Raw genomic sequence first — 24,631 nt, 5'->3', positions numbered from 1 at the left:
TGGGATCCAAGTCCTAAAGAGGCGACATTAGCAGTTTTTCATGTCCGAAATATCACATTGAGCTGAGGACTGTCTCACATACGACATGGTTTCGGCATACCGTATGCAATATGTAAGATTTCGGCCTCCGCCAGGCATTCCGGCCATCGCCGCCGTTTTGGGATGAACCGACACCGAAATGCGGTATAAACGGGCTGCCGTCTTTCGCGTGTCAATACGTAACGGACTGCCGGTATGATACGGGCGGCGCGTTTCCATCCGTACGAATAACAGGCACGGGTTTTCCCGATCTTTGCGTCACTTCCTTTTCGTTTTCCGCACCATGAACAGACGGTTCGCTTCGATCGCGTTGATCGCCGCCGGCGTGTGGTTCGCCTGCGGAAACGCTCGCGCGGATTGTTTCGACGAGGCCGCCCGGTACCAGCAGGTCAATCCGCTGATTCTGCGCGCGATCGCGTGGCAGGAATCGCGCAACCGGCCCGCCGCGCTGAACAAGAATACGAACGGCTCGGTCGACTACGGCCTGATGCAGATCAATTCGATCCACCTGCCGACGCTGTCGCGCTACGGCATCGGCCGCGACACGCTGATGGAGCCGTGCAAGAACGTCTATATCGCCGCATGGCATCTGCGCCAGAAAATGAATCGCTACGGCAATACATGGCAGGCCGTCGGCGCCTATCATTCGGAAACGCCGTCGCTGCGCGACAAGTATGCGCGGCAGATCGCCGCAATCCTGGCGCAGTGGAAGCTGCTGCCGCCCGAGCAGTGACGTCGCGCCGCGCCGCGGGCTGACGCCGGGCCGCTCGGCCTGTGCGCGTTTGATGCACAATGCGGGCTCACGCTGCGGTTTCGACCGGTTCCGGGCGACCGGCATCGGGCGACTGGCCCCCGGCCGATCGCGCCCCGCCAGGGCCCCACGGCCGCTTTTTCATCTTTTCCGTTGGTGCAAATCGTTATGAATCCGGCAATGAACCAGCCGTTGCCCGTCACCGTGCTGTCCGGTTTCCTCGGCGCCGGCAAGACCACGCTGCTCAATCACATTCTCGCGAACCGCGCGGGCCTGAAAGTCGCCGTGATCGTCAACGATCTCGCGGCGGTCAACATCGACGCGTCGCTCGTGCGCGATGCGCAGGCGCTGTCGCACGTCGAGGAACGCCTCGTCGAGATGTCGAACGGCTGCATCTGCTGCACGCTGCGCGACGACTTGCTCGTCGAGATTCGCAATCTCGCGGCCGACGGCCGCTTCGACGCGATCGTGATCGAATCGACCGGCATCGCGGAGCCGATGCCGATCGCCGAAACCTTCACGTTCGTCGACGACGACGGCGCGTCGCTGTCGAACGTCGCGCGGCTCGACACGCTCGTCACCGTGGTCGACGCCTACAATTTCCTGCGCGACTACGGTTCCGACGACGCGCTCGCGACACGCGGCATCGCCGCATCGGACGAAGACGATCGCACGCTCGTCGAATTGCTGATCGAGCAGATCGAATTCTGCGACGTGCTGGTGATCAACAAGGCCGACCTCGTCGGCGCCGACGAACTCGCGCGCCTGCGGCACATCCTTGCGCGGCTCAACCCGCGCGCGCACCAGGTCGTGTCGACGTTCGGCAACGTGCCGCTCGACGAAGTGCTGAACACCGGCCGCTTCGATTTCGACGAAGCCGCGAATGCGCCGGGCTGGCTCGCGTCGCTGGAAGACGATCACACGCACTGCGACGATCCCGAGTGCCATGATCCGCATCATGCGCACGTGCACGGCGAAGCCGACGAATTCGGCATCGGCAATTTTGTTTACCGCGCGCGCCGGCCGTTTCATCCAGCGCGACTCTGGGCGCTGCTGCATCAGGAGTGGCCGGGCGTGCTGCGCAGCAAGGGCTTCTTCTGGCTCGCGACGCGCAACGACATCGCGGGTTCGCTGTCGCAGGCGGGCGGCGTGTGCCGGCATGGCCCGGCAGGCCTGTGGTGGGCCGCGCAGGATCGCGCGGAATGGCCGGATGACGACGAACTGCTCGCGGAAATTCGCACGGAGTGGCAGGGCGACCTCGACGATCGCGCGGTGGGCGATCGCCGTCAGGAACTCGTGCTGATCGGCATCGGGCTCGATGCCGACGCATGGCGCGCGAAGCTCGACGCATGCCTGCTCACCGATGCGGAATTCGCGCTCGGTGCCGCGCAATGGACCACGTTCGACGATCCGTTCCCGGCATGGGATGTCGACGCGCACGACGACGAGGATCCCGACGCGCAGATCGTGCACGTGTAACGCGCGGTAAAAAACGGCGCGCGAAAGCTAACCGTTAAATCTTGCAAGAGGTGTGCGGACTGTGGCGAAAATGCCGCGCGCGCCCAACAAAAAACCCGCCGAAAGGCGGGTTTTTTTCCAGGCACAGGCGCTGAATCAACGCTTGTTGACGGCGTCCTTGAACGCCTTGCCAGCCGTGAACTTGACCGTCTTGGCTGCCGGGATCTTGATGGTTTCGCCCGTCTTCGGGTTGCGGCCCGTACGTGCTGCGCGCTTGCCCGAACCGAAGCTGCCGAAGCCGATCAGCTGAACCGCATCACCCTTCGACACGGCCTTCTTGATGACTTCGAGCAGCGTGTCCAGCGTTTCGCCGGTTTGAGCCTTGCTGGCGCCCGTTTGGGCGGCGACGGCGTCGATCAGTTCCTGTTTGTTCATTAAGGTTCCTTTTTCAGGTTAGGTTTGACACGAACAGCGCGAACGCGCCGATTATACGTGCGCGAACCGTGCCATCGAGAGTCAGACTCCGACGACACAGCGCCGAATCCTGGCCCGCGCGACGTGCCGTCCGGCTTGGCCGGCGGCCACCCCGCGGTACGGCGTTGCTATGATAGCGCAGCGCAAACCCAATAACGACAAGGGTTTCAAAGATTTTCATCGGTATTTCGCCGAATGAATCGTCGATTGCCCGTTTTTTGACCTGCGCCAACCGGACAGGATACGCAGCCGCGTCCGCCCGCACGCAACGCCGTTGGATTTTGCCAACGGCGCGCCGGACGCCTCCGCGCAAACCCTTGCCAGGCTTGGCTGCCACGTTTTTTGTTTCGCATGCCCGACCGACTCGTTCCCGCCACGCTCGCCCGCCGCGACGACGGCATTCTCGTCTCGCCCGAGTACGGCGAGCTCCCTCGCGACGCGTCGCGCGCTCGCGCGCACGCGAACCGAATGCTCGCCGGCACCGGCCTGCCGGCCCGCTGGCAGGGCCGCCGCACGTTCACGATCGTCGAGACGGGATTCGGCGCGGGCAGCCGTTTTCTCGCGACGTGGGCCGCATGGCGCGACGACCCGGCACGCTGCGAGCGGCTGCATTTCGTCGCGATCGAACCGCATCCGTTCACGCGCGAGGACCTGCGCCGCGCCGTTTCTCATCTGGTTGCGGACGCAACCATCTCGGAAAACGCCGACGCTTTGATCGACGCGTGGCCGATGCATGTGCCCGGCCTGCACCGGCTCGAATTCGACGCGGGGCGCGTGGTGCTCACGCTCGCATTCGGCGATGCGCGTGACATGCTGCAACGGCTCGTCGCGCGCGCCGATGCGTTCTATCTCGGCAATGTCGTGTCGGCCGCGCACGGCGATGTGCTGTCGGCCGACGTGATCCGCGCGCTCGCACGCATCGCCGCCGACGGTGCGACCTATGCGACGCATTCGCACGACGACGCCGTGAAACATGCGCTCGAGCAAACGGGTTTCACAAGTCGCGACGTCGATGATTGCGCAGGCGAGCCCGCATTGCGCGTCGGCGAATACGCGCCGCGCTGGCGGATGCGGCGGCACGAACCGCCGCGTGCATTGCCGGTTGCCGCGCGCGAAGCGATCGTGATCGGGGCGGGCCTGGCAGGCTGCGCGGTCGTCGAACGGCTCGCCGCGCGCGGCTGGAACATCACGCTGATCGAGCGGCACGAACGAATCGCGAGCGAGGCATCGGGCAATCCGGCCGGTGTATTCCATCCGCTGATGACGCGCGACGACAACGTCGCGAGCCGCCTCACCCGCAGCGGGTTCCTGCATGCGCTCGCACGCTGGCGCGCGCTCGAGGACGCGGGCCATGCGTTCGCGCGCAGCACGCACGGGATGATCCATCTCGCGGAATCGGCCGACGATTTCGCGCGGATGCGCGATGCGTTCGATGCGCTCGGCGCACCTTCCGACTATGTGTCGCTGCTCGATACGGACGCCGCCCGCGCGCATCTGAACCTGCCGGTCGCACACGGCGGCCTGCTGTTTCCGCACGGCGGCGCCGTCTGGCCGGCCGGGGTGTGCGCGGCACAAATCGCGGCGGCCGGCGCACGCGTAACACTGCTGGCCGGCACCGAAGTCGCGCGGCTCGAGCGTGATCGCGACAGGTGGCGCGCCGTCGATGCGGCAGGCGCGATGCTCGCCGAAGCCCCGGTCGTCGTGCTCGCGAACGCGGGCGACGCGGTGCGTCTCGCCGGCCTGCGGCACGTCGCGCTGCAACCGGTGCGCGGCCAGCTCACGCTGCTGCCGCCCGGCAGCACGGCGCCGCTGCCGTGCCCCACGATCGGCGACGGCTATGCGGTGCCGCTCGACGACGGCACGCTGCTGATCGGCGCGACGTTCGAACCCGACGACGTCGACCGGACGATGCGCACCGCCGGACATATCGAAAACCTCGAGCGCGTCCGGCATCTGCTGCCCGGCCTGCTCGGCGAGCTGCCGGACGTCGATACGCTGCGCGGGCGCGTCGCGTTTCGCTGGGTCGTCGCCGACCGCGTGCCGGTGATCGGCCCGCTCGCCGACGAAGCGCAGGCCGTCACGAACGCCCGCGCGCTGAGCGGTGCAAAAGCGCGCGACCTGCCGCGCGCCGCGGGCCTCTACGGCGCCTTCGGCTACGGCTCCCGCGGGCTCGTGTGGGCGGCGCTCGGCGCCGAGCTGATCGCGTCGCAACTCGAAGGCGAGCCGCTGCCGCTCGAGCGGGAACTCGTCGACGCCGTCGACCCGGCCCGGTTCCTGATCCGCGCGCTGCGCGGCCGCCAGATCGGCTGATCTCGTCAGTCAGATCCTCACAGTGCTTCGATTTTTCTGTGCAAAGTTATCCACGCGATGCTGTGGATAACCGCGAGGAATCCGCGCGCACTTCGTGTGTAATCACAGTGGACGTAAACTGGGCAACTCGGCACAGCTGTGAAACGGCCCGAAAGTTGCCCCACTCAAACGTCTGTGAGCAAACAGCCTGTGCAACGGGTTGTGGCGGCGCCAACCTGTTGATCTTGTTGCGTAAACCGAAGTTATCCACAGAACTGTGGGCGCCTTGTTAACTTCTACTATGTATACATACAAGTAAACCTTTGAAACCAAAGACCTGCGGTGCCTCACAGCGCCGCGAGTCGATTCGATCGGTTCCGGAGCGAAAAAGCTGTGGCACAATCGGTTTCCTTCGCGTTCGTTCGGCCCTGGCGCCGGACATGCTTCAACGGAACGGTCGGCACGATTTCGAATCTGAGTCTTCGAGACCGCGCAGTCCGTTCACACACCAGGCCGACAATCCAGATCGGCAGCCTGAACGACAGTTCCGCCTGATGGCGGAAGAGGCGGATCCCATGTCCTGCCGTCGTCGACCACAACAATCACATTCGGGGCGACACCCAGCCGGCGCGCATCTCATTTCCGACGCTTGACCCCGCGTCGCTGGCGGTTGCTTCCAAAGGAGAAGTCACCACGATGAAGTCGGCGTTCTCATTCCTGCCCAACTGGCCGCTTGCGCCGGATGCCGTGTTCTGGGCCGGGCTTGCGCTGTTTGCGGCCGGCCTGTGCGGCGAGCTGTGCTATCGCGCATGGCGGCTGCCGCGCATCACCGGTTATGCGGTGATCGGTCTCATTGCCGGGTCGTTCGGATTCGGCGTGATCGACGCGAGCACCGACGAAACCTCGCGGCTGCTGATCAACGTCGCGCTCGGGCTGCTGCTGTTCGAGCTCGGCAGCCGTCTCGATCTGAAATGGATCCGCCGCAATCCGTGGCTCATCGCGTCGAGCCTCGCGGAGGCGACGCTGACGTTCGTGCTCGTGCTGTTCGTGATGCTCGCGCTCGGCGTGTCGGGCATGGTCGCGCTCGTGCTGTCCGCGATCGCGATCGCGACGTCGCCGTCGATGGTGATCCAGCTGAAGACCGAACTGCGCGCGGAAGGGCAGGTGTCTCAGCGCCTCATCACGCTGACCGCGCTGAACAGCGTCTACGCGATCGTGCTGACCAAGCTCGTGACGAGCTGGCTGCACCAGGAAGCGTACGGGAACGTTTTCGCAACGGTGCTGCAACCCGTCTACCTGATCGCCGGTTCGTTCATCGTCGCGTATCTGGTTGCGCGCGCATGCAATTACCTGTTCCGCCACATGACCTCGACGATGCGCGACGAGCATTCGTTCGTCGCGCTGTTCGGCCTCGTGATGCTCGCGATCGCGGTCGCGCAGGCGTTGAAGCTGTCGACGCTGCTCACGCTGCTGCTCGCGGGCATCATCGTGAAGAACCTCGAAGCGCGTCCGCAGCTGTGGCCCGAGCATTTCGGCACGGCCGGCTGGCTGCTGACGGTGATCCTGTTCGTGCTGACGCTCACGTCGTTCACGTGGGGCGACATCGCGATCGGCGGGCTGCTCGCGATCGTGCTGATCGTCACGCGGCTGGTCGCCAAGCTGGCCGGCGTCGTCGTGTTCGCGAAGCCGAGCGGGCTCGGGATGAAGCAGGGCGTCGCGCTCGGCATCGCGCTGACACCGATGTCCGCGCTGTCGTACCTGCTCGTCGACGACACCTACCAGCTCTATCCTAATTTCGACCCCCATCTGCGCGCGATCGTGATGTGCACGATCGTGATCCTGCAGCTCGTCAGCCCGTTCGTCGTCTACCGCTGCCTGTCGGCGGTCAGCGAACGCAGCGACAGAAACTGATTCCGGAACCTGCCATGGCACTCGAAACCTTCGTCAATTCCGAACCGTTCACGTTCGGCGTCGAACTGGAGATCCAGGTCGTCAACACGCACAACTACGACCTGACCAAGGCTGCGTCCGACCTGATGCGCCTGATCCAGGGCGAGACCTTCCCCGGCAACATCACGCCGGAAATCACCGAGAGCATGATCGAGCTGTCGACCGGCATCTGCCACTCGCACGAGCAGGCAGTGTCCGAGCTGCACGCGATTCGCGACGTGCTCGTAAAGGCGGCCGACCAGCTCAACGTCGGGCTGTGCGGCGGCGGCACGCACGCGTTCCAGCAATGGAGCGACCGGCAGATCTACGACGCGCCGCGCTTCCAGTACATCTCCGAGCTGTACGGCTATCTCGCGAAGCAGTTCACGGTGTTCGGCCAGCACGTGCACATCGGCTGTCCCGATCCGGACAGCGCGCTGTTCCTGCTGCACTCGATGTCGCGCTTCATTCCGCACTTCATCGCGCTGTCCGCGTCGTCGCCGTTCGTGCAGAACGTCGACACCGGCTTCCATTCGGCACGCCTGAATTCGGTGTTCGCGTTCCCGCTGTCGGGCCGCGCGCCGTTCGTGCTGACCTGGGACAGCTTCGAGGAGTACTTCACGAAGATGGTCAACACGGGCGTCGTCAACTCGATGAAGGACTTCTACTGGGACATCCGGCCGAAGCCCGGCTACGGGACGATCGAGGTGCGCGTGATGGACACGCCGCTGTCGGTCGATCGCGCGGCCGCGATCGCGTGCTACATCCAGACGCTCGCGCGCTACCTGCTGACCGACCGGCCGCTGAAGCTGTCGGAGGACGACTATCTCGTCTACACGTTCAACCGTTTCGAAGCGTGCCGCTTCGGGCTCGAGGGCACCTGCGTCAATCCTCAGACAGGTGAGCGCCGCACGATCGCGGAAGACATCCTCGACACGCTCGACCGGATCGCGCCGCATGCGGCCGCGCTCGGCTCGCGCGCGGCGCTCGACGAGATCGGCGCGCTCGCGAAGGCGCGCGTGAATGACGCATCGTGGTTGAGAACCGTTTTCAAGCAGGAAAAATCGCTGAACGAGACGGTTCGCCAGCAGTGCCTGCGCTGGCGCGAATGAAAAAATGTTTTGCAGATTACGGACTCGACCGCGCGGCGATTCACTGAACGCCGTTCGGTGCCGATTCGCGTGCGGCACGTCGCCAGTCGTCCTGAAAATCTGTGGATAACTCAATATTCCGCTTCAAAGTCAACGCTCTGCGGGATGGATAACCCGGTGGATCGGTGCCCTCGGCATGGTGGCCGATCCGAACAGGAAAATGTTTGCGCGTGGCGCCGTAGGGCCGGCAGAGATTGCCGGCACAACGAAAAAGTCCGGTTATCCAGTGATTTTCCACAGAATGAAGGGGATAACTTAGCTGTGCGATTTTCCGCTCTCGCTTAGAATGTCGGCTTTGCGGACACCGGAACGACGTGTGTCTCACCGGTCGCCGCGAACGCGACCGCCGCGTGTGCCTCGCGACGGCCGTGTCGATGCTCCTCGATGAGCGTCTGTTTTGAGATAGACATTCGATCTCCACACTACGGCTGCTCGGCAATCCGGGCGGCGGCAAAGCGAAAAGACTATGAGCGAAGGCGTTTACGGGAATCAGGCTTCGGGACGTGTGACCCACAGCTTGCTGCGATTGAGTACGGCCATGCGAAGCCAGGCATGGGATTGGGCGGAAGGCGCGGGTCTCACGCCGACGCAGGGCGAGATCCTCGTGCTGCTGCTGCAACGCAAGGGCCCGATGCGGCTCGGCGAGATCGCACGCGAGACGCAGCTCACCGCGGCGACCACCAGCGATGCGGTCAGCACGCTCGAAACGAAGGGGCTCGTCGAGAAGCGTCGCGCACTGGACGATGGCCGCGCGCTCGCCGTGCGCCTGTCGGCCCGCGGCCGTACCGCGGCCAAGAAGGCGCTGCAATGGCCGGAATTCCTGACGAAAGCAGTCGGCAAGCTCGGCGCGGACGAGCAGGGCGCGCTGTACCGCGCGCTGCTGAAGACGCTGCGCGAACTGCAGGTGGCCGGCGCGACGCCGCCGCAGCGCATGTGCCTGACGTGCGCGCATTTCCAGCCGGGCAAGCAGTCGAAGAAGACCGTGCATTACTGCGCGGCGCTCGACCTGTCGATGGCAGACAGCGATCTGCGTCTCGACTGTTCGGTGCACGAAGAAGGCGACGCGGCCACGCAAAAGAAGACCTGGAAGGTGTTCGCCGGCTGACGTCCGTCGATCGACCGGGAGGCCGATGATGAACGCTGAAGTGGTGGCGATTCGCCACGTGCATTTCGAGGACCTCGGCAGCTTCGAGCAGGTGCTCGGCGAGCGTGGGCGGCGCGTGCGCTATGTCGACGTCGGATCGTCGCGCGTCGAGGTGCTCGACGCGCTGCAGCCGTCGCTGCTCGTGATGCTCGGCGGCCCGCTCAGCGTGTACGACGATGCGCAGTATCCGTCGATCGCGCCGCTCGCCGCGCTGGTGCGCCAGCGCATCGACGCGGGGCTGCCGATCCTCGGCATCTGCCTGGGTGCGCAGTTCATCGCCCGTGCGCTCGGCGCGCGCGTCTATCCGGCGGCGCAAAAGGAACTCGGCTGGGCGCCGCTGACGCTTACCGACGCGGGCCGTGCGTCGCCGATGCGCCATCTCGACGGCGCGGCCACGTCGATGCTGCACTGGCACGGCGATACGTTCGACCTGCCGGGCGGCGCGATCCATCTCGCGTCCACACCGGCATGCCGCCACCAGGCATTCGCGTGGGGGCAGCACGTGCTGGCGCTGCAATGCCATCCTGAAATCCGCGCCGACCGCTTCGAACCCTGGCTGATCGGTAACGCCGGCGAAATCGCGTCGACGCCCGGCATCGACGCGCGCCAGCTGCGCGCCGACACCGTGCAGCACGGTCCCGCGCTGGAGGCGGCCGCGCGACGCATGTTCGCGGAGTGGCTCGACAGCGTCGGGCTTTGATGCCGAGCATGCGGCACCGCGCGTGAGCGGCCCGCCGGCAAAACCGGCCGGCGCACCGCGGCATCGCGCGTGCGCATTGCCTCACCGTCGCCATTGCCGCCGGCTTCACGCCGACTGTCCCTGACCATCGGCTTACTGCCGAACCGGCCGCCAGCAGCCTTCCAGCCTGCGTGCTACGCTCGTCAGCTCTTTCTCTTTCCTGGCGAGCGGCACCCATGACTGCGCTGTTTTCTCCGTTCACGCTGCGCGGCGTGACCCTTCCGAACCGGATCGTGATCTCCCCGATGTGCCAGTACTCCGCCGAGCGCGGCGAGGCGACCGACTGGCACATGATCCATCTCGGCCATCTCGCGCTGTCCGGCGCGGGCCTGCTCTGCATCGAGGCGACCGCCGTCGAACCCGACGGGCGCATCACGGCCGGCGACCTCGGGCTGTGGGACGACGTGACCGAAGCGGCGCTCAAGCCCGTGCTGGCGTCGATCCGCAAGCATTCGTCGGTCCGCGTCGCGATGCAGCTGTCGCATGCAGGGCGCAAGGCATCGAGCGACGTTCCGTGGAACGGTGGCCAGCTCGTGTCCGTCGCCGATGGCGGCTGGTTGCCGCACGCGCCGTCGGCGCTGCCGCACAAGGACGGCGAGACGCCGCCGCTCGCACTCGACGCGGCCGGCCTGAACCGGATCCGCGACGCGTTCGCGGCCGCCGCGAAGCGTGCCGCGCGCCTCGGCATCGACGCGATCGAAGTGCATGCGGCGCACGGCTACCTGTTGCACCAGTTCCTGTCGCCGATCTCGAACCAGCGTACCGACGAATACGGCGGCTCGCGCGAGAACCGGATGCGCTTTCCGCTCGAGATCTTCGAGATCGTGCGCGCGGCGTTTCCGGAGGACCGGCCGGTCGGCGTGCGCGTGTCGGCGACCGACTGGGTCGAGGGCGGCTGGGAACTCGACGACACGATCGCGTTCGCGCACGAACTGAAGCAGCGCGGCTGCGACTGGATCGACGTGTCGTCCGGCGGCGTGTCGCCGCTGCAGAAGATTCCGCTGTCGCCCGGCTACCAGGTGCCGTTCGCGCAGGCCGTGAAGCGCGCCGTTGGGATGCCGACGATCGCGGTCGGCCTCATCAACGATCCCGCGCATGCGAACCGGCTGATCGAGGCGGGCGACGCCGATCTGGTCGCGATGGCGCGTGCGATGCTGTACGACCCGCGCTGGCCGTGGCATGCGGCCGCCGAGCTCGGCGCGCAGGTGTCGGCGCCGCCGCAGTACTGGCGTTCGCAGCCGCGCGAGCACAAGGCGTTGTTCGGCGACATCGCATTCGGCCAGCGTTGAGCGTCATGCGCGTGATATTGCGCACGATGTTGAACGAAGCAATCTTGAACGTGTAGGATGCGGATGATTCGCCGCATGGCCCGACGCGGCACCCACCGGTGCCGCGTTTTCGTTTTGCGCGACGCTGGGCCGTGAGCGCGGCCGTCTTCCATTCAATTCGTCTTCACAAGGATTCGTTCGATGAGTTCACGCAGGATCGCGGTGCGCCGCTCGGGAATACACGGCAAGGGCGTGTTCGCGGTGGCGCCGATCAAGGCCGGCGAGCGCGTAGTGGAATACAAGGGCGAGCGGATTTCATGGAAGGAAGCGCTGCGTCGGCATCCGCACGACCCGAGCGAGCCCAACCATACGTTCTACTTCGCACTGGAAGAAGGCGGGGTGATCGACGGCAAGATCGACGGCAACAGCGCGCGCTGGATCAATCATTCGTGCGCGCCGAACTGCGAGGCCGAGGAGACGAAGGGCCGCGTGTTCATCCACGCGCTGCGCGACATCGAGCCGGAAGAAGAGCTGTTCTACGACTATGGCCTCGTGATCGACGAGAAGCTGACGAAGAAGCTCAAGCGCGAGTACGCGTGCCATTGCGGCGCGGACGCATGCCGCGGCACGCTGCTCGCCACACCGGACGACGACGGCAAGAAGAGGAAGAAGAAAGACAAGAAGGACAAGGACGGCAAGTCCGAGTCCGCCGCGAAGGACAAGAAAAAGAAGAAGTGACCGGGGCGGCCGCGCATCGCGCGCGGCGGCTTCATCGGACGGCCGCCGCGCGGCCGTTCTTCTCTCTACCCGATGCGCGCACCGCGCGGCTCAATGCGTCGGCGCGGCGGCCGGCGTTTCGCTCGCCGGCTTCTCGGTACGCTTGGCGAGCGGCACGCGCACCACGAAGCGCGAACCGCCTTCCGATGCATCCTCGTACGACACCGTGCCGCCGTGCATCGCGATGATGTCGTGGACGATCGCGAGCCCGAGCCCCGCGCCCGTCTCGACGCCGTTGCCGCTTTGCGCATCGCCGCGGAAGAAGCGCTTGAACAGGTCGGCCTGCTGACTGGCCGGCACGCCCGGGCCGTTGTCCTCGACGACGATCTCGGCGGCCGGCTGGCCGTCCTCGAGCGCGCCGCGCGCGACGTTCACCGTGATCCGCGCGCCGTTCGGCCGTGCGAGCGGCACGTATTTCAGCGCATTGTCGAGCAGGTTCGCGATCACCTCGCGCAGCAGCACGGGGTTGCCGCGCACGTTCAGCGTTTCGTCTTCGCCGGGTTCGTCGCTGCGCTGGAAGCCGAGGTCGACATGCGATGCGAGCGCGCGCGGCACCCACTCGGCACCCGTCTCGAATGCCATCGCGGCCAGGTCGACGTCGACGAAACGAGCGGCCTGTTCGCCCGGCTCCGCCCGCGCGAGCGACAGCAACTGGTTCGACAGCCGCACCGCGCGGTCGGCGGCCGCGCGCAGCTCGCGCACTGCCGCGTAAGTCTGCTGCGGGTCGCGCGCGACGGCGGCCTGCTCGGCATGCAGCTTCACGGCGGTGAGCGGCGTGCGCAGCTGGTGCGCGGCATCGGCGATGAACTTGCGCTGCGCGTCGAGCGCGGTCTTCAGGCGGCCGAGCAGCGCGTTCATCGCGCTCGTCAGCGGCCGAATCTCGAGCGGCACGTCGGTTTCGTCGACCGGCTCCAGCGACGTGTGGGTCTGCCGGTTCAGCGAATCGGCGAGATGCGTGAGCGGGCCGAGCTGCTGGTTCACGACGCGCCACACGATGCCCCAGCCCGCCAGCAGCAACAGCAGCAGCGGCATCATGATCGCGACGAGGAATTCGGCGGCGATCCGGTAGCGGTGCCGCACCGGCTGCGCGACCTCGACCACCATCGGCCGGCCGCCGTCGACTTCCTCGACGCGCACCTGCGCGACCCGCACCGCGCGGTTGTCGTACTCGGCCTCGAACACGTACGCGTGATGCATGCGGCGCACGTTGATGCCGCGCAGCGGCAGCTTCGGATCGCCGGCGAGCTCCTCCTCGCCGTCGCTGATCCGGTAGATCAGCGCTTCGGCCGGATCGGAGAACATCGCCTGCGCGAGCGGCGGCACCGTGAACGGCGCGTCGGGGCCGGCGATCTGGATCTGTTTGGAGATGGCGGTGGCGAGATCGGCGAGCGAGCGGTCGATCACGTGTTGCGTGTATTGCCACGCGAGCCAGTAGGCAATCAGGCCGCTCATCAGCGCGAGCATCGACAGCGGTGCGGCGAGGCGTCTGAGCAGCGAGCGGCGCAGGCTGGTGGTGACAGCCGGATCAGAAGACATTTCGACGGGCAAATGGATAAGCGCCGCTCACGGGGAGCGGCGCGGTCGTGCGCCGGACGGCGACGCGGGCAGGGCGGCGCGCCGGCGGCACCTGGCCGGCCGGCATGCGGCGCCGCTCAGACGCTCGCGGTCTGGCGGATTTCCTGCAGCAGATAGCCGAAGCCGCGCACCGTGACGATCTCGACACGGCACTGCTCGAGTTTCTTGCGCACGCGGTGCACGTAGACTTCGATCGCGGTGTCGCCGAGATCGCCGCCGAAATGCGTGAGGTGATCCTGCAGCTGGGCCTTGCTGACGACACGGCCGTGGCGCAGCAGCAGCATTTCGAGCACCGCGAACTCGCGCGGCGACAGTTCGAGCGGCTTGTCGTCGTTGAAGATGCGGCGATCGACGCCCGACAGGCGGACGCCGCCGAGCGACACTTCCGGACGCGGCATGTCGCTGTGCGGGCCGCTGCGACGCATCACCGCGCGGATGCGCGCTTCGAGCTCGGCCGGCTCGAACGGCTTGAGCATGTAGTCGTCGGCGCCGGAGTTCAGGCCCTGGATCCGGTCGTTCAGTTCGTCGCGCGCGGTCAGCACGATGACGGGCGTGTGGCGGTTGGTCTGGCGGAAACGCGTGAGCAGCGTCATGCCGTCGATGCCCGGCAGGCCGAGGTCGAGGATCACGAGTTCGTGGCGGTTCTGTGCCAGCGCCTGTTCGGCAAAGATGCCGTCATGCACCATGTCGACGGTGAAGCCAGCCTGCTCGAGGCTGCTCTGGATACCGCGTGCGATGGGGCGGTCGTCTTCGATCAGAAGGAGTCGCATGAAGTTCGCTCAAGTACAATGGGTTGGCGGTTCAGGCACGCGGACAGCACGACACCGTTTCCACAGGGGCGCCGCATCGCCTGACATCAAGCATGGCGGCCAGCGAACGATTACATCCAATCATGTCCGATATCTCGATCCACGACCTCGAAGCCGCGATCAATTTCTGGCGCGCCCGCTCGCCGTCGAGCGGCGACGAACTCAAACTCTGCGAAGAGGCCAGCGCGCTCTCCAAGCCGTATGCGCTGCTGATTGTACAGCGCGAAGCCGCGCTGCAACTGGAAGGTTTGGACCCCAAGGCGCGGAAAGCGTACGAGACTTACGTGCGCCTTAAGGATGGCTTGGAAAGCTGAAGGCTTTCGCTGAGTACATCCTAGAAAACGTTCAGCGAAATGAAAAGTTGACGCGCCGCGCGTCGATCGTCGCAGGATGCGCGGCGGCAGGGGAAGCTCAGGCGGCCGGCTCGGTGTGCGCGCACACGTGGTCGATGAACTGCGCGAGCGAGATGTCGCGCTCGGTCAGGCCGTGCGCATCGTGGGTCGACAACGTGATGTCGACACGGTTGTACACGTTGAACCATTCCGGATGGTGGTTCATTTCCTGCGCCTTGATCGCGATACGCGTCATGAAGCCGAAGGCCTCGTTGAAATCGGCGAAGCGCAGGCTGCGCTGAATCGCATCGCGGCCCGGCACGGCCGTCCAGTGCGGCAGCCCTTCGAGCCGGGTCTTGCGTTCTTCTGATGTGAGCTTGTGGATCATGTTGCACCTCGTTCGGTAACCAGCGGCGCCCGCGCGCGGGCAAAAGCCACGCGGCAAAGCCGGTACCGGTCATTGTTTCATAGTTGCGCGACGGGCATCCGGCGACGGGCATCCGGGGACGGGCATCCGGGGACGGGCATCCGGAGGCAGGCGGGCGCCAGCGCCCGAAGCATGCCGGCGTGGCCGGCCGCGTTACGCGTGCGCGTCGTCCGGCCAGCCTTCGCCCGTGCCGCGATGCAGCACGAGATCGCGCTCGAGCACCGCGCCGGCCGGGAATTCCGGCAACGCGGCTAGCCGGTCGGCCAGCGCACGGCCGTCGACGTCGGCGAGCGCGAACAGCTGCGCGAAATCGTCGATCACGAAGTAGGTCGTCTGGAACGTGTCGATCCGGTACTGCGTGCGCATCACGCGCTCCAGGTCGAAGCCGAGCCGGTTCGGCGCCGCGCTTTCGAGGCTGTACAGGCTCTCGCCCTTGCTCGACACGATCCCGGCGCCGTAGATCGACAGCCCGTTCGTGCCGTTCGGGTCGCGAATCAGCCCGAATTCCACCGTATACCAGTAGAGGCGCGCCAGCCGCGCGAGCGCCGCTTCGTCGTCGGCGACCGCGAGCGCCGTGCGGCCATAGGCCTGCATGTAGTCGGCGAACACCGGCTCGATCAGGAGCGGCACGTGGCCGAACAGGTCGTGGAAACAGTCGGGTTCCTGCAGGTAGTCGAGCTGGTCCGGGCGGCGCATCCACCAGGTGACCGGAAACCGCCGGTTCGCGAGGTGCTCGAAGAACACGCGATCGGGCACGAGGCCCGGCACCGCGACGATCTCCCAGCCGGTTGCCCGCTTCAACTGGCGGTTCACGTCGGCGAACGACGGCACGCGGTCGGCCGGCAAGTCGATCTTCCCGAGGCCGGTGACGAACGCATCGCATGCGCGTCCGCGCAGCAACGCCGACTGGCGCGCATAGAGCTGCTGCCACACCGCGTGGTCGACCTGGCCGTAGCGTTCGAGCGGCTGGTCGATGGTGAAATCGGCGCGGGTTTCGAGGCCCGCATCGAACTGCTCCTGCAGTTTCGCGGTGACGACGGTGGACATGATCAGGCTCTGCACGGCTGTGGTTGGGAACCATGCAAGTGTAGAGCGGGCGACGTGCGGAATGGGCGCAAAGATGGCGTGAATTCGGTCGTTGGTGCGATAATCGCGCATTAAAACACGAATCAATGCGGAGTATGCTCATGCTGGAACTGGATCACTTCGATCTCGCGCTTCTCGACGTGCTGCAGCGCTTCGGCCGCGCGACGCACCAGCAGCTCGGCGAGGAAGTGCCGCTTTCGCCGTCGCAGATCGGCCGGCGGCTGCAGCGGCTCGAGGCGGCCGGCGTGATCGAAGGCTATCGCGTGATGTTGCGCCCCGAAAAGCTCGGGCTCGGCGTCACCGCGTTCACGAGCCTGAAGCTCAAGCACCACGGCGATTCGATCATCGAGCAGTTCCAGCAGCAGATCGACGTGCTGCCCGAGGTGCTCGAATGCCATGCGGTGGTCGGCGACGCCGACTATCTGCTGCGGATCGTCGCGCCGGATCTCAACGCGCTGTCGCAGTTCGTGATGAAGAAGCTGATGCGCGTGCCGGGCGTCGACAGCGTGCGCTCGAACATCGTGCTGACGACCTTCAAGCGCAACGGCGCGCTGCCGCTCGCGCATCTGGCGCCCGGCGCCGCGTGAGGCGGCCGCCGGGCCGCGGGCGGGATGCCGGATCCCGCCGCGGATAGGGACCGATCAGGCCGCTTCGGATTGCGCGTCGGCGTTCAGCAGGTCGACGTACGCGACCGCGACGAGATCGTCCTGCGCCACGCCCAGCTTGGCGAACACGTCATGCGCTTCGGCTTCGCCGCCGGCTTCGTCGTCGTCGGGGCCGAGCACCACTTCCAGTTCGATGAAATCGCCGAGGCCGTCGACGCGGTCGAGGTGAATCCGCGTGCGGCCGACGAGGTACACGTGCCGTTCCTTCGTCACGATCCCGCGCGTGGTCAGCGCGGTCGCGAGCAGCGAATGCATCGCGTCCGGGTTCGTCACGGGGCTGCGCGTGTAGTACGACGCCTTCGGGCCGTCGCGGTCGTCGCGCTGATAGAAGATCAGTTCGGCCGGCGTGCCGTCCTCGAAGCGGCGCAGCTTCAGCCGGCCGCGGGGTACGTCGTAGAAGAAATCCTGCTGGCGGTAGAAAAGCGGTGCTTCGGTCGCGAGCGTAGCCGCCTGTTCGCGCAGCCGGTCGAATTCACGGGCGCGGGCTTTGATCTCGATGTTGCGGGCCATGCGGGTCTCCTTCAATCATGGATCTCGCGGTTTGCGAACGCACAATCTAGCAAAAAGCCCGCGATGGTGGCGTGACGCGTGCTGCGAGCAGATCGGATGCGGGAGGCAGGGGCGCAATGCTGGTCGTGCATGCCAGCGGGCCACAAAAAAAGCACCGTTGCCGGTGCTTTCGGGTACTGCACTGCCTCAGCCGTAGTGGTACCGACACTGCATCACATAGATAATGCCGTCCTGGACGATATACACTAGGCGATCAGCCTTCGTGATGCGACGTGACCAGAAACCGGTCAGGTCGCCTTTCAAAGGTTCCGGCTTGCCGGTGCCCCTGAAAGGATCTCGGGAGATTTCCTCAATCAAGCTGTTGATCTCGGCGACGATCGCGTGGTCCTTTCCCTGCCAGTACAGGTAATCGTCCCAAGCGTTTGTCGACCACGCGACTTTGCAGTGACTTATAGCTGCGGCTTTGTTTTTAGCCTTCTTCTTCTGTGTCATGTGTCAGCAATTCCTTTACAAAGGTCTTGCCGGCCTTGAACTCAGCAACGGATTGGCGCAGTCGATCAGCATTCTTGGGGGTGCCCAACAGATGCAGGGTCTCCTGCAGGCTGTTGTAGTCCTCCAGCGAAATCATCACGACATGTTCCCCACGCTGACGGGTGATTACCGTCGGTTCGTGATCTTTGCACACCGCATCCAGAGCCTGCTTAAAGCCGGCTCGCGCCTCACTAAAAGTCAGGATGTTCATCTCTTCTCACTTGCCCGCTGCCCGGCACGCCGAGTGCAGGCGTTCTACGTTCATGCCCCGACCGAAATGACCGGAGCGACGTTTTCGCCGTCCCGAGTTTGATGGGGACGGCATTCAGTGGAGGCGTTACGCGCCTTATCGCTTACGCATTCTTCTTGCCCAATGATCGACCCTCACAAGGGTAGGCGAATGCAGACGGTATTGTACATAGTTCTGTACCATGTTTCAAGGCCGCCGCGATGCGTGCAACATGAAGCGTGTCGATTGGGAACGTGTTCTGGCCGAATTGTGCGTGGTTGGGAGTGTGACCCGAACACAGCGCGCAATTTTTACGCCCCTCAGCCTGGTTTCCCACGATGAGCGCCGCTCATATCGCCCACTGCGCTTCGATCAGCCGCAGCGCGGCCGCGATCGCCGGTTCGTCGCGCCGCTCGGCGAGCGTCACGAACGTCAGTTCGGTCGGCACCGTCACGCGTTCGACGATCGTCAGCGCATGCGCATGCGCTTCGGCCAGCGCGGTCGAGTCGCGCGCGAGCGTCAAGCCGATCCCGGATTTGACCAGGTCGAGCATCGACTGCTCCTGATCGACCTCGGCGACCTTGACCGGCTGCGCGCCAGCCGCCGCGAAGCGTCGCGACAGCAGCCGGTGATGGGCGGACGCGGGCGGCGTCCAGATCCACGGCAGCGCGGCGAGCGCGCGCCAGTCGTGCGCGCGCTGCACACGCTCCTTCCAGCCGGCCGGCGCCAGCACGCGATACTGGAAATGCGTGAGCGTGACCGTATGGAACAGCGTGTCGTCGCGCGGATCGTCCTCGCCGGGCCGGCCGATGTAGTAGCCGACGTCGAGCGCCTGCGCACGCACCTGCTCGAGTACCCAGCCGGACATCCCGTGTCGCAGCGCCGTCTCGATCTGCGGATGGGTTTCGACCAGCGCGCGCAGGAAGCCGCCGAGCCGCAAAAAGCCCGGATCGAGGATCGTGCCGATCCGCAGCCGGCCGCGCACTTCATGGCGCAGCGCGGCAGCGGCGCGCTGCACGTCGGCGGCCGCGGCGAGCGCGCGCTCCGCGTGCGGCAGCAGCGTCTGGCCGTCGCGCGTGAGCGCGAGCCCGCGCGACGTGCGCGTAAACAGCGTGATGCCGAGCGTTTCCTGCAGATGCTTGATCTGCAGGCTGACCGCCGGCTGCGTGAGGTGCAGCTGCACGGCCGCGCGCGTCAGGTTGCCTTCGCGGGCGACCGTCGCGAACGCGCGGAGCAGGGTGAGATCCATCGTCGTGATATGAGCGCAGCTTATAACGCAGTTCAGCATAACTCATTGGATCGACGGCCGGGGCGCGAGTACGCTTCATCGATCGCGTCGCCCGCGGCGCACCATGCTGAAAACGACGTGCGCGAGCGTGCTGCACGGCGTACAACAAGGAAGAAGACGTAAGGAGACATGTCGTGAGTACTCAACGTACGCTCGAGGGCGAATTCGATTACGTGATCGTCGGCGCGGGCACCGCGGGCTGCGTGCTCGCGAACCGCCTGACCGAGGATCCCGAGATCCGCGTGCTGCTGCTCGAGGCGGGCGGCAAGGACGACTATCACTGGATCCACATCCCGGTCGGCTATCTGTACTGCATCGGCAATCCGCGCACCGACTGGCTGTACAAGACGCAGCCCGAGGCGGCGCTCAACGGCCGCGCGCTGTCGTATCCGCGCGGCCGCGTGCTCGGCGGCTGCTCGTCGATCAACGGGATGATCTACATGCGCGGCCAGCGCGAGGATTACGACGGCTGGGCGCAGGAAACCGGCGACGCCGGCTGGTCGTGGGACAGCGTGCTGCCGATCTTCAAGCGCAGCGAAGACCACCACGCGGGCGCGAGCGATGCGCACGGCGCGGGCGGCTACTGGCGCGTCGAGAAGCAGCGGCTGCGCTGGAAGATCCTCGAATCGTTCGCGCAGGCCGCGCAGCAGACGGGCATTCCCGCCACCGACGATTTCAACCGCGGCGACAACACCGGGGTCGGCTATTTCGAAGTGAACCAGAAGCGCGGCGTGCGCTGGAATACGTCGAAGGCGTTCCTGCGGCCCGCGATGACGCGCCCGAACCTGACCGTGATCACCGGCGCGCACGCGCAGCGCGTGATCTTCGACGGGCGGCGCGCGGTTGGCGTCGAGTATCGCGGCGGCGGCACCGACTACGTCGCGCACGCGCGCGCCGAAGTGTTGCTGACTTCCGGCGCGGTGAATTCGCCGCAGCTGCTCGAACTATCCGGCATCGGCGCGGGCGCACGATTGCAGGCGCTCGGCATCGACGTCGTGCAGGATCTGCCCGGTGTTGGCGAGAACCTGCAGGATCACCTGCAGTTGCGGATGGCGTTTCGCGTCGATGGCGTGCGCACGCTCAATACGCTGTCCGCGCACTGGTGGGGCAAGCTGATGATCGGCGCCGAATATGCGCTGCTGCAGCGTGGGCCGATGTCGATGGCGCCGTCGCAGCTCGGCGCGTTCGCGAAGTCCGATCCGGACGATCCCGCGCTCACACGTCCCGATCTCGAATATCACGTGCAGCCGCTGTCGCTCGAACGCTTCGGCGAGCCGCTGCACGCGTTCAACGCATTTACGGCGTCCGTCTGCCATCTGCGGCCGAGCTCGCGCGGCAGCGTGCACATCGCGAGCCCCGATGCGAGCGTGGCGCCATCGATCGCGCCGAACTACCTGTCGACCGACCACGATCGTCATGTCGCCGCGAACGCGCTGCGTCTCACGCGCCGGATCGCATCCGCGCCGGCGCTCGCCCGCTATCGTCCGGAGGAGATCCTGCCGGGCACGCAGTATCGGACCGAAGCCGAACTGATCGATGCGGCGGGCGCGATCGGCACCACGATCTTCCATCCGGTCGGCACGTGCCGGATGGGGCGCGCGGACGACGAACGGGCCGTCGTCGACAGCCGGTTGCGCGTGCGCGGCATCGCGGGGCTGCGGATCGTCGATGCATCGGTGATGCCGTTCATCACGTCCGGCAACACGAATTCGCCGACGCTGATGATCGCCGAGCGCGCGAGCGACATGATCCGCGCCGATCGACGCGCGGCGCACGAAGCGACGCACGCGCGAACGGAAGCGGTGGTGACGGCGGCGTGACACCACGCTGACATCCACGACAGCGGGCCGTCATCCAGTCGCCCGCTGATTCGCTATGCGAAGCAAGCCGAAGCGAGCGGATCGCACCGGATTGGTGAGATAAACGTGCACAGTGTGCGTGCGTTCGCGCAGGCACGCGCGATGCGCATGCGCGCACCGACGATGCGCGTGTCAAAAAAACACGCCGCAAATTCGCGAAGCGCCGCATCGGATATGGCGGCCAGCCCTATAAGTGCAAATCCCGATGATTGCACTGCACCAACGGGGCGACAATGTGGCGCAATATGCAGACGCGTCGGCGCGGGAGACCACCCTCGATGCGTAATACGGCGTCCGGGGACAGCCCGCTCATCCGCAGACCTGTTCGCGGTCGCTTGCGCGAATCTTCCCGGTGGTTCGCCTGACTTCGTACGGAAGGGAACATGATTCTCGGCGACACGATTCTCGAAACACGCGGACTGACGAAGGAATTCAGGGGCTTCACCGCCGTGAACGGTGTCAACCTGCGTGTGCGCCGCGGTGCGATCCATGCGTTGATCGGACCGAACGGCGCAGGCAAGACCACCTGCTTCAACTTGCTGACCAAGTTCCTGACACCGACGGCCGGTCAGATCGTCTTCAACGGCATCGACATCACCGACGAGCGCCCGGCGCAGGTCGCGCGCCGCGGCATCATCCGTTCATTCCAGATCTCGGCGGTATTCCCGCACCTGAGCGCGCTGCAGAACGTACGCATCGGCCTGCAGCGCTCGCTCGGCACCGAATTCCATTTCTGGCGCAGCGAGCGCACGCTGAAGCGGCTCGACGATCGCGCGATGGACCTGCTCACGCAGGTCGGCCTCACCGATTTCGCGCACGTGCCGACCGTCGAGCTCGCATACGGCCGCAAGCGCGCGCTCGAGATCGCGACGACGCTCGCGATGGAACCCGAACTGATGCTGCTCGACGAGCCCACGCAAGGGATGGGCCACGAAGATGTGGACCGCGTGACCGCGCTGATCAAGAAGGTCGCGAGCGGCCGCACGATCCTGATGGTCGAGCACAACATGAACGTGATCGCCGGCATCTCCGACACGATCACCGTCCTGCAGCGCGGCGAGGTGCTGGCCGAAGGCTCGTATGCGGAGGTGTCGAAGAATCCGCTCGTGATCGAAGCCTACATGGGCAGCGCCGACGCGGCGCTCGCGGGGGCGCACGCATGAAGCGCAGCGAACGGGAGGAACGCGAATTGAGCGGCGTCGAGAGCGGCACGCCCGCGCTGGAGATCACGGGCCTCGAGGCCTGGTACGGGGAATCCCACATATTGCACGGTGTCGACCTGAGCGTTCATCGCGGCGAGGTCGTGACGCTGCTCGGCCGCAACGGCGCGGGCCGCACCACGACGCTGCGCGCGATCATGGGCCTCACCGGCCGCCGCAGCGGCTCGATCAAGGTCGCGGGCAACGAGACGATCGGCCTCGCGACGCACCGCATCGCGCATTTCGGCGTCGGCTATTGTCCGGAGGAGCGCGGGATCTTCTCGAGCCTGTCGTGCGAGGAAAACCTGATGCTGCCGCCGCTGATCGGGCCGCGCGAGCATGCGATGCCGCTCGACGAGATCTACGCGATGTTCCCGAATCTCGCGTCGCGCCGGCAGAGCCAGGGCACGCGGCTGTCCGGCGGCGAGCAGCAGATGCTCGCGGTGGCGCGGATCCTGCGCACCGGCGCGAACCTGCTGCTGCTCGACGAAATCTCCGAAGGCCTCGCGCCGGTGATCGTGCAGGCGCTCGCGCGCATGATCATCGCGCTGAAGGCGCGCGGCTACACGGTCGTGATGGTCGAACAGAATTTCCGTTTTGCCGCGCCGCTCGCCGACCGCTTCTACGTAATGGAGCATGGCCGCATCGTCGAGCATTTCCGTGCATCCGAACTGGAAGGCAAGATGCCGATCCTTCACGACCTGCTTGGGGTGTGACGCCGCCCCGTTTCCCTTGCCGCTAGCCGTGGCGGCCCTCGAATAACCACAACGCATCAGAACAACAGGAGACGTCAATGAAAATGAAGACCCTCGCGCAGGCCTGTCTCGCGCTCGCGACCGCCGCGTTCACCGCCGGCGCCGCGCATGCCGCGGATACCGTGAAGATCGGTTTCGTCACCGACATGTCGGGGCTGTATGCGGACATTGACGGTCAGGGCGGCCTCGAGGCGATCCGCATGGCGGTCGCCGACTTCGGCGGCAAGGTGCTCGGCAAGCCGATCGAGGTCGTGTACGCGGATCACCAGAACAAGGCGGACATTGCCGCGTCGAAGGCGCGCGAATGGATCGACCGCGGCGGGCTCGACCTGCTCGTCGGCGGCACGAATTCGGGAACGGCGCTGGCGATGGCCAAGCTCGCCGCGGAGAAGAAGAAGGTCTACATCAACATCGGTGCGGGCGCGGACACGCTGACGAACGAGGAATGCACGCCGTACACGGTGCACTATGCGTACGACACGATGGCGCTCGCGAAAGGCACCGGCTCGGCGGTGGTGAAGCAGGGCGGCAAGACGTGGTTCTTCCTGACCGCCGACTACGCGTTCGGCAAGGCGCTCGAGAAGAACACGTCCGACGTCGTGAAGGCGAATGGCGGCCAGGTGCTCGGCACGGTGCGCCACCCGCTGTCCGCGTCGGATTTCTCGTCGTTCCTGTTGCAGGCGCAATCGTCGAAGGCGCAGATCCTGGGCCTCGCGAACGCGGGCGGCGACACGATCAACTCGATCAAGGCCGCGAAGGAATTCGGCATCACGAAGACGATGAAGCTCGCCGGGCTGCTGATGTTCATCAACGACGTGCACAGCCTCGGCCTCGAAACGACGCAGGGCCTCGTGCTGACCGACAGCTGGTACTGGAACCGCGATGCGGCATCGCGCCAGTGGGCGCAGCGCTACTTCGGCAAGATGAAGAAGATGCCGTCGAGCCTGCAGGCGGCCGACTACTCGTCGGTGACGACCTACCTGAAGGCCGTGCAGGCCGCCGGCACGACCGACTCCGACAAGGTGATGGCCGAGCTGAAGAAGATGAAGATCAACGACTTCTACGCGAAGGGCGCGATCCGCCAGGACGGCAGCATGATTCACGACATGTACCTGATGGAAGTGAAGAAGCCGTCGGAATCGAAGGAGCCGTGGGACTACTACAAGGTGCTCGCGACGATTCCGGGCGATCAGGCGTTCGGCACCAAGAAGGAATCGCGCTGCGCGCTGTGGAAGTAAGCGCGACGTAGCGGTGTAGCGGCGCGCGGCGGCCGCGGCGATGTACTCGCTGCGCCGCCCGCGTGCGCCGCGGCTTGAAGGTTGCGCACGCAACGAAACTCATACTGAC

The 24,631-nt window shown here is 65.8% G+C and carries 24 protein-coding genes; 15 read left to right on the top strand and 9 right to left on the bottom strand.

The genetic code is table 11. The features are described from left to right. Positions 1–322 precede the first annotated feature (322 nt). Together SB771_RS29110 and SB771_RS29105 are read left to right on the top strand one after the other, a co-directional pair. Entirely contained in the window at positions 323–772 is a 450-nt protein-coding gene (locus SB771_RS29110; protein ID WP_126226889.1) for a lytic transglycosylase domain-containing protein, read from the top strand. Positions 773–958: 186 nt separating this feature from the next. Further along, complete coding sequence (locus SB771_RS29105) at positions 959–2,269, top strand: GTP-binding protein (protein WP_175661314.1); 1,311 nt, start codon at positions 959–961, stop codon at positions 2,267–2,269. A gap of 135 nt (positions 2,270–2,404) precedes the next feature. Here the strand turns inward: SB771_RS29105 and SB771_RS29100 are convergent, their stop codons facing one another. Further along, the gene (locus SB771_RS29100; RefSeq protein ID WP_006401505.1) at positions 2,405–2,683 is read right to left on the bottom strand and encodes an HU family DNA-binding protein; all 279 of its coding nucleotides are present in this window, start codon (positions 2,681–2,683) and stop codon (positions 2,405–2,407) included. A 390-nt stretch (positions 2,684–3,073) separates the two neighbouring features. On the opposite strand from SB771_RS29100, the gene mnmC reads away from it, so the two are divergent. The 7 genes from mnmC to SB771_RS29065 all read left to right on the top strand — a co-directional run bounded on the left by mnmC (position 3,074) and on the right by SB771_RS29065 (position 11,980). Next, the gene (gene mnmC / locus SB771_RS29095) at positions 3,074–5,032 is read left to right on the top strand and encodes a bifunctional tRNA (5-methylaminomethyl-2-thiouridine)(34)-methyltransferase MnmD/FAD-dependent 5-carboxymethylaminomethyl-2-thiouridine(34) oxidoreductase MnmC (RefSeq protein ID WP_175661315.1); all 1,959 of its coding nucleotides are present in this window, start codon (positions 3,074–3,076) and stop codon (positions 5,030–5,032) included. A gap of 675 nt (positions 5,033–5,707) precedes the next feature. After that, positions 5,708–6,922, top strand: coding sequence for a cation:proton antiporter (locus SB771_RS29090; RefSeq protein WP_126226893.1), 1,215 nt, complete (start codon positions 5,708–5,710; stop codon positions 6,920–6,922). Positions 6,923–6,936: 14 nt separating this feature from the next. Then, positions 6,937–8,052: a YbdK family carboxylate-amine ligase gene (locus SB771_RS29085; protein WP_006751345.1), complete on the top strand. Its 1,116-nt coding sequence runs from the start codon at positions 6,937–6,939 to the stop codon at positions 8,050–8,052. Positions 8,053–8,557: 505 nt separating this feature from the next. Further along, entirely contained in the window at positions 8,558–9,196 is a 639-nt protein-coding gene (locus tag SB771_RS29080; RefSeq protein WP_043173297.1) for a MarR family winged helix-turn-helix transcriptional regulator, read from the top strand. Positions 9,197–9,224: 28 nt separating this feature from the next. Next, a complete protein-coding gene (locus tag SB771_RS29075) occupies positions 9,225–9,935 on the top strand; it encodes a glutamine amidotransferase (RefSeq protein ID WP_105830794.1) in 711 nt (236 codons plus the stop codon). A 215-nt stretch (positions 9,936–10,150) separates the two neighbouring features. Next, positions 10,151–11,263 (top strand): NADH:flavin oxidoreductase/NADH oxidase, encoded by a 1,113-nt coding sequence (locus SB771_RS29070; RefSeq protein WP_011655593.1) that lies wholly within the window; start codon positions 10,151–10,153, stop codon positions 11,261–11,263. Between the two features lie 180 nt (positions 11,264–11,443). Beyond that, a complete protein-coding gene (locus SB771_RS29065) occupies positions 11,444–11,980 on the top strand; it encodes an SET domain-containing protein (protein WP_175661316.1) in 537 nt (178 codons plus the stop codon). Between the two features lie 90 nt (positions 11,981–12,070). Here SB771_RS29065 and SB771_RS29060 read toward each other — a convergent pair whose 3' ends face one another. Further along, the gene (locus tag SB771_RS29060) at positions 12,071–13,555 is read right to left on the bottom strand and encodes a sensor histidine kinase (RefSeq protein ID WP_105830761.1); all 1,485 of its coding nucleotides are present in this window, start codon (positions 13,553–13,555) and stop codon (positions 12,071–12,073) included. A 116-nt stretch (positions 13,556–13,671) separates the two neighbouring features. Further along, positions 13,672–14,364 carry a response regulator transcription factor gene (locus SB771_RS29055; protein ID WP_006401494.1) on the bottom strand — a complete coding sequence of 231 codons (693 nt, stop codon included), beginning with the start codon at positions 14,362–14,364 and terminating at the stop codon, positions 13,672–13,674. A 122-nt stretch (positions 14,365–14,486) separates the two neighbouring features. Between SB771_RS29055 and SB771_RS29050 the strand changes: the two genes are divergently transcribed. After that, entirely contained in the window at positions 14,487–14,717 is a 231-nt protein-coding gene (locus SB771_RS29050) for a DUF3717 domain-containing protein (protein WP_041491056.1), read from the top strand. 97 nt (positions 14,718–14,814) lie between these two features. Here the strand turns inward: SB771_RS29050 and SB771_RS29045 are convergent, their stop codons facing one another. Beyond that, entirely contained in the window at positions 14,815–15,180 is a 366-nt protein-coding gene (locus SB771_RS29045) for a 4a-hydroxytetrahydrobiopterin dehydratase (protein ID WP_279607323.1), read from the bottom strand. A gap of 135 nt (positions 15,181–15,315) precedes the next feature. Further along, the gene (gene phhA / locus SB771_RS29040) at positions 15,316–16,209 is read right to left on the bottom strand and encodes a phenylalanine 4-monooxygenase (protein ID WP_244096815.1); all 894 of its coding nucleotides are present in this window, start codon (positions 16,207–16,209) and stop codon (positions 15,316–15,318) included. A 140-nt stretch (positions 16,210–16,349) separates the two neighbouring features. Here phhA and SB771_RS29035 point away from each other — a divergent pair, with 140 nt between their 5' ends. Beyond that, positions 16,350–16,835, top strand: coding sequence for an Lrp/AsnC family transcriptional regulator (locus tag SB771_RS29035; RefSeq protein ID WP_006408082.1), 486 nt, complete (start codon positions 16,350–16,352; stop codon positions 16,833–16,835). 54 nt (positions 16,836–16,889) lie between these two features. Here the strand turns inward: SB771_RS29035 and SB771_RS29030 are convergent, their stop codons facing one another. From SB771_RS29030 to SB771_RS29015, 4 genes are all read right to left on the bottom strand, one after another. Further along, positions 16,890–17,423 (bottom strand): class IV adenylate cyclase, encoded by a 534-nt coding sequence (locus SB771_RS29030; RefSeq protein WP_006751335.1) that lies wholly within the window; start codon positions 17,421–17,423, stop codon positions 16,890–16,892. 186 nt (positions 17,424–17,609) lie between these two features. Continuing rightward, entirely contained in the window at positions 17,610–17,915 is a 306-nt protein-coding gene (locus SB771_RS29025) for a Txe/YoeB family addiction module toxin (protein ID WP_175661318.1), read from the bottom strand. After that, on the bottom strand, positions 17,893–18,165 hold the full coding sequence (locus tag SB771_RS29020) for a type II toxin-antitoxin system Phd/YefM family antitoxin (protein WP_105830758.1): 273 nt from the start codon (positions 18,163–18,165) through the stop codon (positions 17,893–17,895). Before SB771_RS29020 ends, SB771_RS29025 begins: the two co-directional genes overlap by 23 nt. Positions 18,166–18,532: 367 nt before the next feature. Further along, entirely contained in the window at positions 18,533–19,432 is a 900-nt protein-coding gene (locus SB771_RS29015) for a LysR family transcriptional regulator (protein WP_175661319.1), read from the bottom strand. Positions 19,433–19,605: 173 nt separating this feature from the next. On the opposite strand from SB771_RS29015, the gene SB771_RS29010 reads away from it, so the two are divergent. From SB771_RS29010 to SB771_RS28995, 4 genes are all read left to right on the top strand, one after another. Then, positions 19,606–21,291: a GMC family oxidoreductase gene (locus tag SB771_RS29010; protein WP_175661320.1), complete on the top strand. Its 1,686-nt coding sequence runs from the start codon at positions 19,606–19,608 to the stop codon at positions 21,289–21,291. 422 nt (positions 21,292–21,713) lie between these two features. Continuing rightward, positions 21,714–22,493, top strand: a complete 780-nt coding sequence (locus SB771_RS29005) for an ABC transporter ATP-binding protein (RefSeq protein WP_011655601.1) — start codon at positions 21,714–21,716, stop codon at positions 22,491–22,493. Beyond that, entirely contained in the window at positions 22,490–23,245 is a 756-nt protein-coding gene (locus SB771_RS29000; protein ID WP_011655602.1) for an ABC transporter ATP-binding protein, read from the top strand. Before SB771_RS29005 ends, SB771_RS29000 begins: the two co-directional genes overlap by 4 nt. Before the next feature lie 77 nt (positions 23,246–23,322). Continuing rightward, entirely contained in the window at positions 23,323–24,522 is a 1,200-nt protein-coding gene (locus tag SB771_RS28995) for an ABC transporter substrate-binding protein (protein ID WP_012362755.1), read from the top strand. The last annotated feature ends 109 nt before the right edge of the window (positions 24,523–24,631 follow it).

Origin of the sequence: Burkholderia sp. SIMBA_051 (genome assembly GCF_046534915.1) — a bacterium.
GTDB classification, from domain to species: Bacteria; Pseudomonadota; Gammaproteobacteria; order Burkholderiales; family Burkholderiaceae; genus Burkholderia; species Burkholderia ambifaria.
This window is presented reverse-complemented; position numbering and strand designations above follow the sequence as displayed.

Excerpts from the sequence above, each read along its gene's own strand:
- SB771_RS29110 (WP_126226889.1), top strand. The coding sequence starts at position 323 with ATGAACAGACGGTTCGCTTCGATCGCGTTGATCGCCGCCGGCGTGTGG.
- SB771_RS29105 (WP_175661314.1), top strand. The coding sequence starts at position 959 with ATGAATCCGGCAATGAACCAGCCGTTGCCCGTCACCGTGCTGTCCGGT.
- SB771_RS29100 (WP_006401505.1), bottom strand. The coding sequence starts at position 2,683 with ATGAACAAACAGGAACTGATCGACGCCGTCGCCGCCCAAACGGGCGCC.
- mnmC (WP_175661315.1), top strand. The coding sequence starts at position 3,074 with ATGCCCGACCGACTCGTTCCCGCCACGCTCGCCCGCCGCGACGACGGC.
- SB771_RS29090 (WP_126226893.1), top strand. The coding sequence starts at position 5,708 with ATGAAGTCGGCGTTCTCATTCCTGCCCAACTGGCCGCTTGCGCCGGAT.
- SB771_RS29085 (WP_006751345.1), top strand. The coding sequence starts at position 6,937 with ATGGCACTCGAAACCTTCGTCAATTCCGAACCGTTCACGTTCGGCGTC.
- SB771_RS29080 (WP_043173297.1), top strand. The coding sequence starts at position 8,558 with ATGAGCGAAGGCGTTTACGGGAATCAGGCTTCGGGACGTGTGACCCAC.
- SB771_RS29075 (WP_105830794.1), top strand. The coding sequence starts at position 9,225 with ATGAACGCTGAAGTGGTGGCGATTCGCCACGTGCATTTCGAGGACCTC.
- SB771_RS29070 (WP_011655593.1), top strand. The coding sequence starts at position 10,151 with ATGACTGCGCTGTTTTCTCCGTTCACGCTGCGCGGCGTGACCCTTCCG.
- SB771_RS29065 (WP_175661316.1), top strand. The coding sequence starts at position 11,444 with ATGAGTTCACGCAGGATCGCGGTGCGCCGCTCGGGAATACACGGCAAG.
- SB771_RS29060 (WP_105830761.1), bottom strand. The coding sequence starts at position 13,555 with ATGTCTTCTGATCCGGCTGTCACCACCAGCCTGCGCCGCTCGCTGCTC.
- SB771_RS29055 (WP_006401494.1), bottom strand. The coding sequence starts at position 14,364 with ATGCGACTCCTTCTGATCGAAGACGACCGCCCCATCGCACGCGGTATC.
- SB771_RS29050 (WP_041491056.1), top strand. The coding sequence starts at position 14,487 with ATGTCCGATATCTCGATCCACGACCTCGAAGCCGCGATCAATTTCTGG.
- phhA (WP_244096815.1), bottom strand. The coding sequence starts at position 16,209 with ATGTCCACCGTCGTCACCGCGAAACTGCAGGAGCAGTTCGATGCGGGC.
- SB771_RS29035 (WP_006408082.1), top strand. The coding sequence starts at position 16,350 with ATGCTGGAACTGGATCACTTCGATCTCGCGCTTCTCGACGTGCTGCAG.
- SB771_RS29030 (WP_006751335.1), bottom strand. The coding sequence starts at position 17,423 with ATGGCCCGCAACATCGAGATCAAAGCCCGCGCCCGTGAATTCGACCGG.
- SB771_RS29025 (WP_175661318.1), bottom strand. The coding sequence starts at position 17,915 with ATGACACAGAAGAAGAAGGCTAAAAACAAAGCCGCAGCTATAAGTCAC.
- SB771_RS29020 (WP_105830758.1), bottom strand. The coding sequence starts at position 18,165 with ATGAACATCCTGACTTTTAGTGAGGCGCGAGCCGGCTTTAAGCAGGCT.
- SB771_RS29015 (WP_175661319.1), bottom strand. The coding sequence starts at position 19,432 with ATGGATCTCACCCTGCTCCGCGCGTTCGCGACGGTCGCCCGCGAAGGC.
- SB771_RS29005 (WP_011655601.1), top strand. The coding sequence starts at position 21,714 with ATGATTCTCGGCGACACGATTCTCGAAACACGCGGACTGACGAAGGAA.
- SB771_RS29000 (WP_011655602.1), top strand. The coding sequence starts at position 22,490 with ATGAAGCGCAGCGAACGGGAGGAACGCGAATTGAGCGGCGTCGAGAGC.
- SB771_RS28995 (WP_012362755.1), top strand. The coding sequence starts at position 23,323 with ATGAAAATGAAGACCCTCGCGCAGGCCTGTCTCGCGCTCGCGACCGCC.